The organism is Halomonas sp. MES3-P3E (assembly GCF_002836035.1).
Classification (GTDB): domain Bacteria; phylum Pseudomonadota; class Gammaproteobacteria; order Pseudomonadales; family Halomonadaceae; genus Vreelandella; species Vreelandella arctica.
In genome coordinates this window covers 1-16,206 of the sequence record NZ_PJBT01000011.1, presented here as the reverse complement: position 1 = coordinate 16,206, position 16,206 = coordinate 1, and the positions used below count along the sequence as shown (strand labels likewise).

At 56.6% G+C, this 16,206-nt stretch carries 15 protein-coding genes; 11 read left to right on the top strand and 4 right to left on the bottom strand.

Translation table 11 applies throughout. The features are described from left to right. Positions 1-2 precede the first annotated feature (2 nt). Together CXF87_RS03375 and CXF87_RS03370 are read left to right on the top strand one after the other, a co-directional pair. On the top strand, positions 3-1,043 hold the full coding sequence (locus tag CXF87_RS03375; RefSeq protein ID WP_101145470.1) for a zinc-dependent alcohol dehydrogenase family protein: 1,041 nt from the start codon (positions 3-5) through the stop codon (positions 1,041-1,043). Positions 1,044-1,155: 112 nt separating this feature from the next. Beyond that, on the top strand, positions 1,156-2,031 hold the full coding sequence (locus CXF87_RS03370) for a pirin family protein (protein WP_101145469.1): 876 nt from the start codon (positions 1,156-1,158) through the stop codon (positions 2,029-2,031). Between the two features lie 146 nt (positions 2,032-2,177). On the opposite strand, the gene CXF87_RS03365 is transcribed toward CXF87_RS03370, so the two are convergent. After that, positions 2,178-2,789, bottom strand: a complete 612-nt coding sequence (locus CXF87_RS03365; protein WP_101145490.1) for a DNA-3-methyladenine glycosylase family protein — start codon at positions 2,787-2,789, stop codon at positions 2,178-2,180. Between the two features lie 184 nt (positions 2,790-2,973). Here CXF87_RS03365 and CXF87_RS03360 point away from each other — a divergent pair, with 184 nt between their 5' ends. Together CXF87_RS03360 and CXF87_RS03355 are read left to right on the top strand one after the other, a co-directional pair. Further along, positions 2,974-4,185, top strand: a complete 1,212-nt coding sequence (locus CXF87_RS03360; protein ID WP_101145468.1) for an MFS transporter — start codon at positions 2,974-2,976, stop codon at positions 4,183-4,185. A 113-nt stretch (positions 4,186-4,298) separates the two neighbouring features. Further along, positions 4,299-4,550, top strand: coding sequence for a hypothetical protein (locus tag CXF87_RS03355; RefSeq protein ID WP_101145467.1), 252 nt, complete (start codon positions 4,299-4,301; stop codon positions 4,548-4,550). A gap of 14 nt (positions 4,551-4,564) precedes the next feature. On the opposite strand, the gene CXF87_RS03350 is transcribed toward CXF87_RS03355, so the two are convergent. Beyond that, complete coding sequence (locus CXF87_RS03350; RefSeq protein ID WP_101145466.1) at positions 4,565-5,260, bottom strand: extensin-like domain-containing protein; 696 nt, start codon at positions 5,258-5,260, stop codon at positions 4,565-4,567. Between the two features lie 149 nt (positions 5,261-5,409). Here CXF87_RS03350 and gmk point away from each other — a divergent pair, with 149 nt between their 5' ends. The 4 genes from gmk to CXF87_RS03330 all read left to right on the top strand — a co-directional run bounded on the left by gmk (position 5,410) and on the right by CXF87_RS03330 (position 9,081). Continuing rightward, positions 5,410-6,042: a guanylate kinase gene (gmk, locus tag CXF87_RS03345; protein WP_101145465.1), complete on the top strand. Its 633-nt coding sequence runs from the start codon at positions 5,410-5,412 to the stop codon at positions 6,040-6,042. Positions 6,043-6,161: 119 nt separating this feature from the next. Further along, positions 6,162-6,419, top strand: a complete 258-nt coding sequence (gene rpoZ, locus CXF87_RS03340) for a DNA-directed RNA polymerase subunit omega (protein ID WP_007112267.1) — start codon at positions 6,162-6,164, stop codon at positions 6,417-6,419. A gap of 30 nt (positions 6,420-6,449) precedes the next feature. Then, positions 6,450-8,582, top strand: coding sequence for a RelA/SpoT family protein (locus CXF87_RS03335; protein WP_101145464.1), 2,133 nt, complete (start codon positions 6,450-6,452; stop codon positions 8,580-8,582). A 109-nt stretch (positions 8,583-8,691) separates the two neighbouring features. Further along, positions 8,692-9,081, top strand: coding sequence for a RidA family protein (locus tag CXF87_RS03330; protein WP_101145463.1), 390 nt, complete (start codon positions 8,692-8,694; stop codon positions 9,079-9,081). Between the two features lie 9 nt (positions 9,082-9,090). Here the strand turns inward: CXF87_RS03330 and CXF87_RS03325 are convergent, their stop codons facing one another. After that, positions 9,091-9,972: an SDR family oxidoreductase gene (locus CXF87_RS03325; RefSeq protein ID WP_101145462.1), complete on the bottom strand. Its 882-nt coding sequence runs from the start codon at positions 9,970-9,972 to the stop codon at positions 9,091-9,093. Positions 9,973-10,206: 234 nt separating this feature from the next. On the opposite strand from CXF87_RS03325, the gene CXF87_RS03320 reads away from it, so the two are divergent. Together CXF87_RS03320 and recG are read left to right on the top strand one after the other, a co-directional pair. Next, positions 10,207-11,136 (top strand): hydrogen peroxide-inducible genes activator, encoded by a 930-nt coding sequence (locus CXF87_RS03320; protein ID WP_101145461.1) that lies wholly within the window; start codon positions 10,207-10,209, stop codon positions 11,134-11,136. Beyond that, the gene (gene recG, locus CXF87_RS03315) at positions 11,133-13,211 is read left to right on the top strand and encodes an ATP-dependent DNA helicase RecG (RefSeq protein ID WP_101145460.1); all 2,079 of its coding nucleotides are present in this window, start codon (positions 11,133-11,135) and stop codon (positions 13,209-13,211) included. Before CXF87_RS03320 ends, recG begins: the two co-directional genes overlap by 4 nt. Here recG and yccS read toward each other — a convergent pair. Further along, on the bottom strand, positions 13,208-15,412 hold the full coding sequence (yccS, locus tag CXF87_RS03310; RefSeq protein WP_101145459.1) for a YccS family putative transporter: 2,205 nt from the start codon (positions 15,410-15,412) through the stop codon (positions 13,208-13,210). The two genes, recG and yccS, sit on opposite strands and share 4 nt — an antisense overlap. Before the next feature lie 270 nt (positions 15,413-15,682). On the opposite strand from yccS, the gene CXF87_RS03305 reads away from it, so the two are divergent. Next, a partial coding sequence (locus CXF87_RS03305; protein WP_157826464.1) for an MFS transporter occupies positions 15,683-16,206 on the top strand: 524 nt, incomplete at its 3' end.

Genomic DNA, 16,206 nt, shown 5'->3' with positions numbered 1-16,206 from the left:
GAATGAAAGCCGTTGTTTTTGAGCAATTTTCCGCCCCACCACAGATCCAGGAACTGCCTGATCCTACCCCTGAGCCGCACGGCGTTGTGGTGAACGTCATGGCGACCGGCGTTTGCCGCAGCGATTGGCATGGTTGGGTGGGGCATGACACCGATATCCAGCTTCCCCATGTGCCGGGGCATGAGCTTTCCGGTGTGATTGAAGTCGTGGGCAAAGACGTAAAAAAGTGGCGCATTGGTGACCGTGTCACGGTTCCATTCGTGGGTGGGTGTGGTACTTGCCCTGAGTGCCACTCCGGCAATCATCAGGTGTGCGATAGCCAGTTTCAGCCCGGTTTTACCCATTGGGGCTCATTTGCCGAGTATGTGAGTATTCACTACGCTGATGTGAATTTGGTCGCGCTGCCAGAAACACTGGATTTTGCAACGGCGGCTAGCTTGGGTTGCCGTTTCGTCACTTCGTTTCGGGCAGTGGTGGATCAGGGCAAAACAGCGGCAGGCCAGTGGGTGGCCGTCCACGGCTGTGGTGGTGTAGGTCTATCGGCGGTGATGATTGCCAATGCGATTGGCGCTAACGTTGTCGCCGTCGATATTTCGGAAGAGGCGCTTAATCTGGCCCGTCAATTGGGCGCCACTGCCACGGTGAATGCCGCCAAGGTAGCCAATATGGTGGAAGCGGTTGCGGAGATAACCCGGGGAGGCGCTCACGTATCGCTGGATGCGCTGGGGCATCCAACGACCTGCTTTAACTCCATCAGCAATTTGCGTAAACGTGGCAAGCATGTGCAGGTCGGGCTGATGTTGGCTGAGAACAGCACACCGGCCATTCCCATGAGTAAAGTCATTGCCCACGAGCTTGAAATACTGGGCAGTCATGGCATGCAGGCGCATCGCTATGACGCCATGCTGGCGATGATACAGTCAGGAAAGCTGGCGCCTGAAAAGCTGATCGGCAAACGGATCACCCTTGAGCAGTCGATTGATGCGCTGATGAACATGGATAAGTTCGAAGGGGCGGGCGTAACAGTAGTGACCGAGTTTTGAGGAAAACGCTGAGACGTTTAATAACAATTTCCTTCAATGAAACGGGGCAAATTATTCGCTCCTCATCGGCGCGTTGAGGTTTTACGCTGGGCGTATTGATAAGGAGTCACTTATGCCATTAGACACTACTCAGTCAGCGCGTCGCGTTATCGCCCAACATTCGGCCCAGCGTGACGATATTGGTGATCTGATTACTCGGCGGCCGCTACCGGGGCCACAGCTTGAACAGCTCGATCCGTTTCTGTTTCTTAACCATCATGGCCCGCAGACCTATCCGGCCAATAACCGTGGGCTGCCGTTCGGCCCGCATCCGCATCGTGGGTTTGAAACAGTCACTTTTATTTTAGAGGGCTCACTGGCCCATGCGGATAGCGCTAAGCATCAAAGCGTGATCAACGCGGGCGGTGTGCAGTGGATGACCGCGGGTAGCGGCATCGTGCATGCGGAAATTTCGCCGCCTGAGTTTTTACGTGAGGGTGGCCCGCTGGAAATTCTGCAGCTATGGGTTAACCTGCCATCCCGCTTGAAAATGAGGGAGCCGCGCTATGTGGGGCTGCAACAGGCGGACATACCTGCCATTGCGCTGCCCGGCGGCGGTGAGCTGAACCTGATTGCAGGTGAGTGGCAGGGGCACGCTGGCCCTATCGAGACGCTCACCGGCGTGTTTATGTCGACGCTGAAATTGCCTGCCGGCGCCCATGAACAGCTGCCCGTTGCCCCTGGGCGGCAGGTGTTTCTTTACGTTGTGAATGGTGATGTCGAAGTGGGCGGTGAGCCGGTTCAGCCTCACCATCTGATCGAAGTAGACCGCGATGGCGATAGCGTTGTTATCGAAGCCAGCAGCGATGCGCGTCTGCTGTTTGGCCATGGCGAAGTGATTGATGAGCCGGTCTACTCCCACGGGCCGTTTGTGATGAATACCCGCGAAGAGATCGTTCAGGCGGTCGACGATTACCAGAACGGCAAATTTGGCGGCCTGGATGCTTAGGCTCTGTCTGAAAAGTCGGCGAGCGAAGGCCAGACAAGGCAAAAATCGGTGAAAAGACGGAGTTTACGTTGTGTAAATGAGTACTTTGAGACGATTTTTAACGCCGTATGGTCGAGCGCAGCCAGTTTTCAGGCTGAGCCTACTGTTTAAAGCGGCTCGCCGCGATAGTAGTGCCACAGAAACAGCGAACCCACGCTACGCCAGGGTGCCCAGTGTTCGACGAGCTGGCGCGCCTGTTTGGGCGTGGGTTTGTCGTCCATGCCTTTAAGGCGGCCTAGCGCTACCCGCAGGGCTAGATCATCCGCTGGGAAAATATCCGGGCGTTTGAGCGAGAACATCAGGTAGATCTCGGCGCTCCAGCGGCCAAAGCCACGCAGCTGAGTGATCGCGGTAATCACTTCCTCATCGCTCAGGTGCTCAAGCCCATCGGCGCTAAAGGTGCCCGCCAGTTCCGCTTCCGCGAGGCCTTTGGCGTACTCGATCTTACGCCAGGAGAGCCCCGCATCGCGCAGTGCTTGGCTTTCTACTTCCATGACCGCTTTGGCGTGCAGCTCGGGCAGCAGCGTATTGACGCGGCCCATAATGGCGCGAGCCGCTTCGGTGGAGAGCTGCTGGCTAACGATAGTACTGAAAAACGTCGCAAAGCCTTGGTCGCGCTGGCGTGGGCCAGGAGGCCCGACCAATGGGTAGGCGCGGGCAATATCTGGGTCGGCTTGAGCTAACGCTTGCATGGCTTGTTCAATGGTGTCGGGCGTCATCATTGCCTCACGCGTTTAGTAAAAGCCTCACACTAGCAAAGCGAGCGTAGAAGTGGGAAACCGCGGCGCTTATCTTCTTTGCCCGCTAACTTTTTGAGCGCGGCGTGTTTCTACTTTCGTCTAATCCTGCGATCATTTAACGCTAACCGAGATGCCACCAGTGCGATATCCCAAGGAGAAAAACATGCAGGATACGACAGCATCGTCGTCTCAAGGGCTGGCGCGTAACCCGCGCTTGGCTGAATTTGTGTTGGCGCTGGGTGGCTTTGGTATCGGCACCAGCGAGTTTGTCATCATGGGCTTGATGAACCGCGTGGCGGGCGATTTAGCCGTGACCGTGCCCCAGGTGGGCTATGCAATTAGTAGCTACGCCCTGGGCGTGGTGGTCGGCGCACCGCTGATTTCCGCGCTGGCTGCACGGGCGCCCAGAAGGCTGCTGTTGATCGTGCTGATGCTGGTATTTGCCGTGGGCAATATTGCCAGTGCCATGGCGCCGGGGTTTTGGTCATTTGTGGGCCTGCGTTTTCTGGCTGGCTTACCGCATGGGGCTTATTTTGGCATCGCGGCGCTGGTGGCGGCGGGGGCGGTGCCGGTCGACCAGCGGGCGCGGGCTATCTCCCGGGTGATGATGGGCTTAACGGTGGCGATTCTGATTGGGGCGCCGCTGGGCACCTGGACAGGAAATCTGTTTGGCTGGCAAATCGCGTTTGTGGGGGTCGGGGGCATTGCGCTGCTCACCGCCCTGTTAATCAGGTTTTATGTGCCGGTTCAGCCGGTGGATACCTTTGCGAGCCCGCTACGCGAGCTCTCCGCATTATTAAAACAGCGTGTATTAGTCGCATTAGCCCTCGCCTGCATTGGCTGTGGCGGCATGTTTGCGATTTTTAGTTACGTGATGCCGACGTTGACCCAGCAGGCGGGCATGAGCGAAGCGCTGGGGCCGCTGGTGCTGGTGATTTTTGGTCTGGGTTCCATTGCCGGTAATTTAATCGGCGGGCGCATGGCGGATAAAAACCTGATGCGCGCTATTCCGCTCATCTTAGTGTGGTGTGCGGTGGTTCAGGGGCTGTTCTACTTTGCAGCCAATAACACCTGGACAGGGTTGCTGTTTGTCGGGTTGGTGGGCACCAGCATGGCGCTGGCACCGTCTTTACAAACCCGCTTGATGGATGTGGCGGAAGATGCACAAACCATGGCGGCCTCACTCAATCATGCGGCCTTTAATGGGGCTAACGCTTTAGGGGCGTGGCTAGCGGGCCTGGCGATCAGTGCGGGATTTAGCTGGTCGAGCACCGGGTTGGTGGGCGCTGGATTGGCATTGTGCGGCTTAGTGATTTTTGCGGCTGGGCGCTGGCTGGAAAAGCGCACCTATGGGGCCGTGGCCCAGCGTGTCTAGCGTTGGCTAATTGTGCATAAACTTTGCATAGTTATCGAACAGTGATAATTAATATGGCAAAGACGGCGAATCCTCTCTAAGGTGAAAAAGCAGCAACCCATAAGGAGATGAGTATGCACACTCAAGTATTTAAAACGACACGTTCAGTGACTCTAGGCGCAGTGGTAGCGTTGACTATCGGCTTGGCAGGCTGTGGTACCTCTACCGGCGAGCGGACTGCTAGTGGTGCTGGCGTAGGTGCGGCCGTGGGCGCTGGTGCAGCGGCAGCTACAGGCGGTAGTATGACGCAAGGCGCTGTCATTGGCGGTGGTATTGGCGCCGCCACCGGTGCAGCTACGGATGAAGACGATATCAACCTCGAATAAGGGCGGTTGATACGTTAGCGACACAGACGAAATCCGCGCATGCCCATATGAAAGTGATCGGCATGCGCGGCGTTGTAATCCGGCCCTAATATGTTGCCGAAGGTCTTGCAGGCACCATCCCGCGCGGCGCGTAAAAACTCCCCCGTTGCACCTTCATCATCCCAGTCGTTAATCAGCGTAATACGCTGGCCATTCTCAAACTGAAACCCCACCACATCCAGCGCTTCGGCGGTGGCGTGTTCGCTGCGTCTGCCCGTTTCGCGGCCATACACGTTACGACAAGCAAAGCTGCCTACATGGTTAACCTGACTCACCCGGCTGCCTATAATTTCCTCGGCGGCAGGCTGTAACGCGTGGCGTTCATACATCACCCACGCCAGTGCCATGGGGCAGGACGCCACGAAGCTCCGATTAAATGCCACATCGCTTGATTGCATGCGCACGACATTGGAAAGCGGGCAGCTTGCCGTGGGGGTGTAATCGGCCAGCGGCGTGTAGCGCAGCTCGCCTTCGGGCACCGTATCTAACGCCGCTAAACAGCCGGCGCGGTCATCGGCCAAGCGGCTTAGCTTCAGTTGAGTGACCGGTGTGATGGGGTCGTCAATGTGTAGCGGAGCCCAGGGCGCCCAGTGGCGGGGAATCTCAATAATGCCTTTTTGCAGGGCTACACCCAGTGCAATCAGGCCTAAAATAAATAGCGTACTGCGCATGCTTACCTCCCTGTATGTCGCTGCCAACGCTACAGTCGCAGCGATGGGTGTGCGATACTGCGCAGCCTTACTGCTCTGCTGCAGTCGCTTTACTGTTCTTTGCTACTTATTTTCGCTACTTATTTTGCCAACTGAGGGGAACGCGCTTCATGTCCCAAGGTACGCTTTTTATCGTTTCTGCTCCGTCGGGTGCTGGCAAGACTAGCTTGGTGCGCGAGCTAATTGAAAGCCTGGATGGGATTCAGGTGTCGGTCTCGCATACCACACGTGCCAAGCGCGAGGGTGAAGTGGATGGCGTGAATTATCATTTTATCGATGTGGCTGAGTTTGAAGCGATGATCGCGCGCGGCGAGTTCTTTGAGTATGCCAACGTCTTTGATAATTACTACGGTACTTCGCGGAAGGCGGTCGAGGTATTACTGGCAGCTGGGCAGGATGTTATTCTGGAGATCGATTGGCAGGGCGCCCAGCAAGTGCGTGAGCAAATGCCTGATGCGGTGTCGATTTTTATACTTCCCCCTTCACGCGAAGAGTTAGAGCGGCGCCTTGCTAGCCGTGGCACCGATGAGCATGCGGTGATTGCCCGGCGTATGCGCGATGCAATAAGCGAAATGTCCCATTACCACGAATATGATTACTTGGTAGTGAATGATGACTTCACGACGGCGCTGCAAGAGTTACAATCATTAGTCATCAGCCGACGTTTAAGCCGCCCGGTAATGTGTGAGCGCCATGCGCCACTGTTAGCTGCACTCTTGTCACAGGCGCCTGCGGTCGAGTAATCTATCAGGTTCTACTACTTTCTATTGCGTTGCACTATTTTTGTCGCACCATTTTTTTCACTGGGTCGGCGCCGTTCTCTACGGTGTCGGCCCGGTTCCGTCATAACAGGAAGGCTCCCATGGCTCGCGTAACCGTTGAAGATTGTCTTGAAAATGTTGAAAACCGTTTCAAGCTGGTGATGATTTCCACCCAGCGCGCTCGTCAGCTGGCGCGTGGCTCCCGCGATGCGCTGCTGCCATGGGAAAATGACAAGCCCACGGTCATGGCGCTGCGTGAAATTGCCGCAGGCCTGGTGGATCACACGGTATTGGACGAGCCAGTTGAAGCCGCTGTGCGTCCGCGCCCAGCCATGGCGCCTACTCATATCGACGACTAACGTTGCAACGAACCGATAGAGGCGCGGTAGATGTTCACCATTGATGACCTGGCCGATCGACTCGGCGGCTATTTACCCCCGGATGAAATCCAGCAGGTCAAACGTGCCTTTTATTATGCTGAGCAGGCCCACGACGGCCAGCGGCGGCGTTCCGGCGAGCCTTACGTTACCCATCCGCTGGCGGTAGCGAATATTCTTGCCAATATGCACATGGACCATCAAAGCCTGATGGCCGCCATGCTGCATGACGTTATCGAAGATACCGGCGTTTCCAAAAAGGCCCTGGAGGCTCAGTTTGGCAAACCGGTAGCAGAACTGGTCGATGGGGTATCCAAACTTACCCAAATCACCTTTGAAGACAAAGCCGTCGCCCAGGCGGAAAATTTCCAGAAGATGGTGCTGGCGATGTCGCGGGATATCCGCGTTATCATCGTTAAGCTGGCCGACCGGCTGCATAACATGCGCACCCTGGGCGCCTTGCGCCCTGATAAAAAGCGCCGCATTGCCCGCGAAACCCTGGAAATTTATGCCCGCATTGCCGGGCGGTTGGGCATCAACACGATTCGTGTTGAGCTTGAGGATCTCTCTTTTCAAGCGATTCACCCGATGCGCGCCGAACGCATTAAGCGTGCGGTGGCTAAAGCGCGTGGGCATCGGCGCAGCGCGATGCGTGAAATCCAGTCATCGCTGCAAAAAAGCCTGGATGAAGATGGCCTGAACGGCACAGTGATTGGCCGGCAAAAACATCTACTGTCGATCTACAAGAAGATGCGCGACCAGCGTAAGCCCTTCGCCGAAATTATGGATGTGTTTGGATTTCGCATCATTACCGAAGATGTGGCCAGCTGTTACCGAATTTTAGGCGTGGTGCATAACCTCTATAAGCCGGTACCGGGGCGCTTTAAAGACTATATTGCGATTCCCAAAGCGAACGGCTACCAGAGCCTGCATACCACCTTGTTTGGTTCTCGCGGTATGCCTATTGAGGTACAGATACGTACCCGTGAGATGGAAGCGATGGCCAATAACGGTATTGCCGCTCACTGGCTTTACAAGGCAGGGCAAACGTCGCACCCGATTGCCGAAGGCAGCCACGCTCGTGCTCGCGCCTGGGTGAAAGGTTTGCTGGAGATGCAGCGCCACGCTGGCGATTCGCTAGAGTTTATCGAACACGTTAAAAACGACCTGTTCCCTGATGATATCTACGTGTTTACCCCCAAAGGCGACATCATGGAGCTGCCGCAAGGCGCGACCGTGATCGACTTCGCTTATACCGTACACACGGATATTGGCAATAACTGTATTGCTTGCCGGATTGACCGTCACTTGGCACCGCTCTCGACACGCTTAGAGAGCGGCCAGACGTTGGAAATTATTACCGCCCCTGGTGCGCGCCCGAACCTTGCCTGGCTTAGCTTTGTGACCACCGCCAAGGCGCGCTCGGCTATCCGCCATGCGCTGAAATACCAGCAGCAGACCGAAGCTGTCATGCTGGGTCGGCGCTTGCTCAATAAAGCCCTGGCGCCGTTTGATACCAGCCTGGAAGAGCTGGATGAAAGCGCCATTAAACGCGCCTTTAAAGAGTTGGATGTCTCTTCAGAAGAGTCTCTATTGGAATCGCTGGGGCTAGGCAATCGTATGACGCACGTGGTGGCTCGGCGCCTAGTGGATGCCGCCCACGGTGATGATACTTATGAGCATCCCGCGGGAATTGAAGGCAGCAAAGCCGTGGTGATCAGCGGTAGTGAAGGCATGGTGACTAACTTTGCGCGCTGCTGCCACCCGCTACCGGGCGACCCTGTGGTGGGCCACCTTTCTACCGGCAAAGGCTTGGTCGTTCACCGCGCCGAATGTAAAAACGTTGCGGATAAAAACGACCCCGATAAGCTCTTCGCGCTGGAATGGTCGGACACGATTGATGAAGACTTCCCGGTGGCACTGCGTATTGAAATTGAGAGCCGCCGAGGGCTGGTGGCAGAACTGGCCGGACTGGTCACCGATGCCGATGCCAATATCGAGCGTATCGGCATTGAAGAGCGCGATGCCCGGCTTTCCACCGTTAATTTGACGCTGTCAGTGAAAGGACGCGTGCATCTGGCACGCATTATTAAACGCATCCGAAATCTACCCAACGTTAGCAAAATTACCCGACTCGCCAACTAATACGCCTATAACAGCATGCTGATGGTATATCGGTAGTGTTTACTATTGGCTGAGTGGGCAGGGCACTAATTAGAACGACTTATTACCCACTGAAGGAGCGAGACATCGCATGAGCAATAAGGCTGTTATCAACACCAGCAAAGCACCCGCTGCTATTGGCCCGTACTCCCAGGCTATTAAAGCGGGGAACACGGTGTATCTCTCGGGCCAGATTCCGCTAGACCCTACCACCATGACGATTGTCTCTGAGGATTTTGAAGCTCAGGCACGTCAGGTCTTCACCAACCTGCAAGCAGTGTGTGAAGAAGCGGCAGGTTCGCTGAGCGATATCGTTAAGCTGAATCTCTATTTGGTCGACTTGGATAACTTTGCGATTGTTAACCAAGTCATGGAAGAGTTCTTCACCGCGCCTTTCCCCGCCCGAGCCGCTGTTGGCGTGAAAGCGCTGCCCAAAGGCAGTCAGGTGGAAGCGGAAGCGGTGATGGTGATTGGCGATTAACCTAATCGGTTAGACCTGGTTCACCTCTAGGAAGCCGCCCTCTTTGAGCACCTGTGAATAGCCTTCGCGGTAGCTGGGGAAGCGGAACTGATAACCAGTGCTCAAGATGCGCTGGTTATCGCAACGCTTGCTGGTCCGACGGCGCAAAGGGGACTGCATGGTCTCGGTGGCCTCTACTTTAAGCTGAGTCGCCAACCACGTCATCACGTTATGCATGGTGACCGGCTCGCAGTCGCTGCCCAGGTAGATATCGGCCAGCGTTTCACCGCTCTCTTGATAGCGAATCAGGTGGGCGATAATGCCGGTGCAGTCGTCGCGGTGAATGCGATTAGAATAGATCACTGGGGTGATTGCCGCCACGCGGCCTTCAGCGACCTGATGAATCAGCCGGTCACGACCTGGGCCGTAAATGCCTGAGAAGCGAATGACTGTGCCAGGGAGCGAATGATTGATCAGCGCCTGTTCGGCTTCGCACATCAATGTGCCAGAGAAGCTGCTGGGGTCAGTGGGGCTCTCTTCATTGACTACTTCGCCTTCCTGCTGGCCATGTACGCTGGTTGAAGAGACGAAAAACACCCGGCGTGGTGGCGTCTTGTGCTGCTCCATCACACTCAGAACGCGCTTTAACCCTTCTGGGTAGGCGGTTTGATAGGCACTTTCTTCGAAACGGTCAGCGCTGACGGTATAAACCACATAGTCGGCGTGAGGAAGACTTTTGGCATCGGCATCTTCGAGGTCGTTTAAATCCAGCTTCAGCGGTTTAATGCCGGTGCCTTTTAAGGCCTCGACGTTGCGCCGCATCCCAATCACTTGGTGCCCTTCCTCAAGCAACTCGCGCCCAAGGTTGATCCCAATATCGCCACAGCCGATAATCAGTACGGTTAGCTTCACCGTGCTCACTCCTCTTGATTAATATTCCCTATTAGATGCAAAGTCTCTACCAACGTTGACATTGAACTGTGTCATTGTCGGGTGAGAAAACCGTCGGCAGAGCTTGCTTGTCCTTTACCATCCCGCTGACTGCTATGATGCTAGGTTTTTCGTACAACACTATTTTCGTACAAACACTGTTTTCGTACATACCCTAGTCACAAGCTGCTACGAGAGGATGCCACTGGCACCGCTATGACTTTAACAGAACTTCGCTACATCGTAACCCTCGCCCAGGAGCGCCATTTTGGACGCGCGGCAGAACGCTGCCACGTTTCACAGCCCACACTCTCCGTGGCGGTGAAAAAGCTGGAGGAGGAGCTTGAAACGCCGCTATTTGAGCGCTCTAAGTCCACCGTACAAGTTACCCCGCTGGGTGAAAAGATCGTTGCTCAGGCGCAGCGTGTGCTGGAACAGAGCACGCTGATTTTCGAGCTGGCCAGTAGCGGCAAAGACCAGTTGGCCAACCCGCTGCGCATTGGCGCGATTTATACGATCGGGCCCTACCTGTTTCCTCATCTGGTCCCTGCGCTGGCAAATGCGGCCCCGCAGATGCCGCTGTATATTGAAGAAGGCATGACTGGCACGCTGCGCGCCAAACTCAGAAGCGGTGAGCTGGATGTCATCATTGTGGCACTGCCGTTTACAGAAACCGATGTAGTGACAAAGGCCATCTACGAGGAAGACTTTGAGGTATTGATGCCCGCCAATCACCCTTGGGTGTCGCGCGAAGCGATCAATAAAGAGGATTTACTCGAAGAGCGCCTGCTATTGCTCGGTGAAGGTCACTGCTTCCGCGATCAGATTCTGGAAGCCTGCCCGGCGATTACCCAAAAGCTCAACAGTCCTAACAACACGCTGATTGCGGAAGGGGGCTCGCTGGAAACCATTCGCCATATGGTCGCTTCCCGGCTGGGGATTACCGTTCTACCGCAGTCGGCGTTGGGCACTAATCAGTATGAAAACGCCCTACTGGTCAGTCGGCCGTTTGTGGCGCCAGCACCGTCGCGCACCGTGGCGATTGCCTGGCGAGCGAGCTTTCCACGCCCTAAAGCCATTGAGGCGCTGATTCAGGCGATCAGCCACTGCCAGCAGCCTACTCAGGCCGTGAAAAGCGCCCCATGAGCGATCTCTCCGCGCCCATCACCGCGCTGAAAGGCGTGGGCGAAGCGTTGTCGCTGAAGCTTGGCCGGCTGGGGATTGAGCGGGTCAGCGATCTACTGTTTCACCTGCCGCTGCGCTATCAGGACCGTACGCGGCTGACGCCGATTGGCCTGCTGCGGGCAGGGCAGGAGGCGGTGATCGAAGGCGAAGTGACCGCCTGCGATGTGGTTAAAGGTCGCCGCCGCAGCCTGTTGGTACGCCTGCGTGATGCCAGCGGCATTCTGAGCCTGCGCTTTTTTCACTTTTCGCCTGCCCAGCAGCAACAGCTACGCCCTGGTGCGACGGTACGCGCCTTCGGTGAAGCGCGGGCCGGGGCAACCGGTTTAGAGATCTATCACCCCGAATACCGCCTCAGTGGTGGCAGTGAAACGCCGGTCGATGAGTATTTCACACCCATTTACCCCACCACGGAAGGCTTGAACCAACCCCGGCTGCGCGCTCTGGCTCAACAGGCGCTTGGGCTTCTCGACAGTGCCCCCGAGGCCTTGCCCGATGTCATTCCCGATACGCTGCTTCAGCGCTTTCAGCTGCCGGGCTTGCACGCCAGCCTGCACCTGTTACATCAGCCACCGCCCGATGTGAACATCGAGCAACTCACCAGCGGCCAGCACCCGGCCACGCGGCGTTTAGCGCTGGAAGAGCTGCTTGCTCACCAGCTTAGCCTGCGCGAGGTTCGCTTGCGTATTCAGGCCGATGGCGCGCCCACGCTGCCCTCTGGGCGCAGCCTGCAGGCGCGCTTTTTGGCCCAATTACCGTTTGCGCTAACCGGCGCCCAGCGCCGCGTGCTGGAAGAGATCAGCCACGATTTAAGCCGCCCGGCGCCAATGCTACGGCTGATTCAGGGTGATGTGGGTTCGGGAAAAACCGTGGTCGCCGCCATGGCCGCGCTGAGCGCTTTGGCGGGCAATTGTCAGGCGGCGATTATGGCGCCGACTGAAATCCTCGCCGAGCAGCACTACCGCTCGTTTAAAGCCTGGTTTGAGCCGCTGGGTATTGAAGTGGCGTGGCTGGCGGGCAAGCTTAAAGGCAAAGCGCGGCTGGATGCCAAGGCAGCGATTGCCGATGGCCGTGCGCGTATGGTGGTGGGCACCCATGCGCTGTTTCAGGACGACGTGCACTTTGAATGCTTGGGGCTGGCGATTATTGATGAGCAGCACCGCTTTGGCGTGCACCAGCGCCTGGCATTGCGCGAGAAAGGCGAAGCGGGCGGGCTTACCCCGCACCAATTGATTATGACTGCTACGCCGATCCCCCGCACTTTGGCCATGAGCGCCTACGCGGATCTGGATGTGTCGGTGATCGACGAGCTGCCTCCCGGCCGTACGCCGGTGAAAACCGTGGTGGTGCCCGATGAGCGCCGCCCCGAAGTGGTTGAGCGCATTCGACTGGCCTGCAGCGAGGGTCGTCAGGCCTATTGGGTCTGTACGCTGATTGATGAGTCCGACGTGCTGCAGTGTCAGGCCGCCGAAGTTACCCGTGATGAGCTAACGGAGGCGCTGCCTGAGTTGGCGGTGGGCTTGGTGCATGGACGGATGAAATCAAGCGAGAAAGCCGAGGTGATGACTGCCTTCAAAGCGGGGGAGCTGGATCTGCTGGTGGCTACCACGGTCATTGAGGTGGGGGTGGATGTGCCCAACGCCAGCCTGATGGTTATCGAAAACCCCGAGCGTCTGGGGCTTTCGCAGCTTCACCAGTTGCGCGGCCGGGTAGGCCGCGGCAGCACGGAAAGCTTCTGTGTGCTGCTCTATCATCCGCCGCTGTCGAAAAGCTCCCGCCAGCGCTTGGCAGTGATGCGCGAAACTACTGACGGCTTCCGCATCGCCGAGAAAGACCTGGAAATCCGCGGCCCCGGCGAAGTACTCGGCACCCGCCAAACCGGCTTGGCACAGATGAAAATTGCCGACCTGGAACGCGATGCCGACCTTCTGGAACGAGTGAGCACCATGGCCCAAACGCTACAGGGCAATCCTGAGATTACCGCCGTGCTGGTACGCCGTTGGTTAGGCGAAGCCGCAGGGCGCTATGGGCAGGTTTAAGCCGCTGTACTGCTGGCGGTGGGCGCTTCGCTTCCCACTAATCGATTTGCCGCCTCGCCTAGCGGGGCGAGCTGCTCTGTAATAAGACGGAGCTGGCTCTGAATAGGGCGATAAAGGGCGACGGCTTTTTCATCCGTAATAGCGGTATTCTGCCCTTCTAATTGGGCTAACAGTTTGGCGGTTTGATCCGTTAGCGCCTCTATCGGCTGGCGTTTATTCAGCTGTTCTGCGATCTGACCCAACAGCTCTCCAATGCGTTTTGCTACCGGTACCAAAGTGGCGTCGTCTTCATCATCTGCCAACTGATGGCGGTGGGCGCCTAGTGCTGAAAGGTGGCTAAGCAGAGTGTTGGAGAGCACCAGAAAGCGCAGGCCATTGTCTGCGTCCAGTTTACGGTAGTGCCCTGGCTCGTGGAGCATATTGGTGAGTAGCGTGGAGAGTGCCGCGTCAGCGTTATGAGCATTGCGCCGGGCTAGGCGATAGGCCAAGTCATCCTGCTTACCTTCCTCGTACTGATGGATAATCTCTTCCAGGTAGCGGCGGTGGTTATTCAGCGCATTGGCGGCCTCGCGGTAAAGCCTGCGCCCCTGCCAGTCGGGCAAAATAAAAAACACCGCTAAGCCCGCGATCAGCGAGCCAATCAAGGTATCAAACAGGCGGGGCAAGATCAGGTCAAAACCATCCCCTACCTGGTTGAAGCTGCACAGCACCAGTAGCGTGATGGAGGCAGTGGCAATCACGTAGTGTTTTTCGCGGTTGGCGAAGAACGACACCCCAGCGGCCACGGCGATCATGCTCTGCACCAGCGGGTGCGGGAAAAGGCTGATCGACGCCCAGCCCACCAACAGCCCCAGGACCGTGCCCATAATCCGCTGTGATAAGAAGCGTCGCGTGGTAGCGAAGTTGGGTCGGCAGACAAACAGGGTGGTGAGCAGAATCCAGAAACCCTGTTCGGGGTCGATCCATTGCAGAATCCCGTAGCCCGTCATTAACGCAATCGAGAGCCGCACGGCGTGACGAAAGGTGGGCGAGCCAAGGGTAAAGTTGAGGCGCACCCGCTTCCATGCTTCCAGCACACTGGACGGTGAGCGGTCATAAAGCGAGCTGTCGCGCCGTTCATCGCTGACACCAGGATTGTGGGCACTGGCGAGCTGGTTTTCCAACGTGGCTAGGTTATCTGCCAGCGCACTTAGTGGATAAAGTAGCGGACGCCACTCGGGCTTACCTCGGTCGCGTAAGTTCTCAATCGAAGCGTGTAAATCGGCCAGCGCCTCTTCACTCTGCTGATGGTCAAACGGCCGGTTGAGTAGCAGCGATTTGGCTAGCTGGCGACAGGAGCGCCCCTGCTGATCCAGCAGCCTTTGGCAGCGAAACAGCACATCATGATGGAAGAACGCTTTGCTGAGCGCGCTGTACGGGTAGTGAGTGGAGCTGGCGCGTTCATGAATGTCCTGAGCGATAAAGTAGATACGCAGGTAGCGGTTAAGCTTGCGGTCTCCGCGCTGGCCTTCAAGCCGTCTAAAAATCATCTCTTTGGCTTGATTCAGGGCATCGACCACTTTGCCGTTCTGGCGTGCCAGTGCTACCCGGCGCGCCTCCACGTCTACGCCCCGCACCGGCTCGAATAGCGCCGACTTCAGAATCAGAAACTCGCCCAGCGCCTTGTACACTCGCGCCATGCTCTGCTTCACCGGTTGGCGCGAAAATAGCGCGCACCATACGATCGAAATTAACCCGTACCAGACCGCCCCCGCCAACAGCAGCAGTTGGCGCGTGGCCACATCTTCATCAACGCCGCCGTGCTGCTCAATATTGATCATCGAGTAAATCGACAGGATTAACGTGCCGGAGGCTATCGTGGCGTAACGCTGCCCGATAGCGCCCAGCATGATCAGGGTAAACGTTGAAATGCCCAGGCCCACCACGAACAGCCACGGCCAGGGAAACAGCCACTGGACAATAAAAGACGCCGAGGTAAAGCACACCAGCGTCACCATCAGGGCTTGAAAGCGACCTTGCCAGCTGTCGTCAGTTTCAGACAATGCACAGGCGATGATGCCCAGAAAGAGGGGAATCACCAGAGCCACATTGCCCATTAAGCCGCTAAACAGCAGCGCACCGCTGAAGGCTATAAACACGCGCAGGCTGTAGGCGAATTTATCCAGCGTCCAAAGGCGCCGCAGCGGCAAAGAAATGGGCATAGGGTCTCTTAGGATGTTGTTTAGACTTTAGTATAAGTTGCTAGTATAGAGGGTGGCCGGGGCGTTTGTCGCTACCGGTTCAATCAACGTTTAGCGACATGCGCTTATTCTGCTGCTTGCCATACCTTAAATTGCTATACGTTGAAATTCAGCTGTCCTACTCACGTACTGGGTTGGTATAAGATATTGCTGTCATTGTTGCTTCGCGCGGCTTGCCTGATGCTGATGGTAGCCACATTTTGATCGGTAGTCGTTGTGATAGGAACATCCATGAATAATCAGCAGCCTGCCGTTTTACGCTCGACGCGTGCATTGTCGTTGGTAAATTTTTCGCTGGCCGATGTGCGCGATGGCCTCGGTCCGTTTTTAGGCATTTACCTTGTGGCGCTGGGATGGTCGCCCGCTGAAATCGGCTTCGTGATGACCATTGCCGGGTTTGCTAGCCTGATAGCGACAACGCCCGCCGGTATGTTAGCAGATGCTACACGCTATAAACGTTTGTTGGTGGTGGGCTGTGCGGTATTGGTAGCCACCGTCAATCTGGTCCTATTGTTCTGGCCACAAACCTGGTTTATTGCGTTTTCACAGATTGCCACGGGTATCGCCGCGGCGGCCATTGGCCCCGCTATGCTCAGCTTAACCCTAGGCTTAGTGGGCCAGACGGGGCTTGCTCATCAGTTGGGGCAAAACCAGGCCTATAACCATGGCGGCAATGCCACCGCTGCCGTGTTAGCAGCCTTGGCAGGCTATTTTTACGGCGTTGAGGCGGTGTTTTATTTGATGGCTTTTATGGC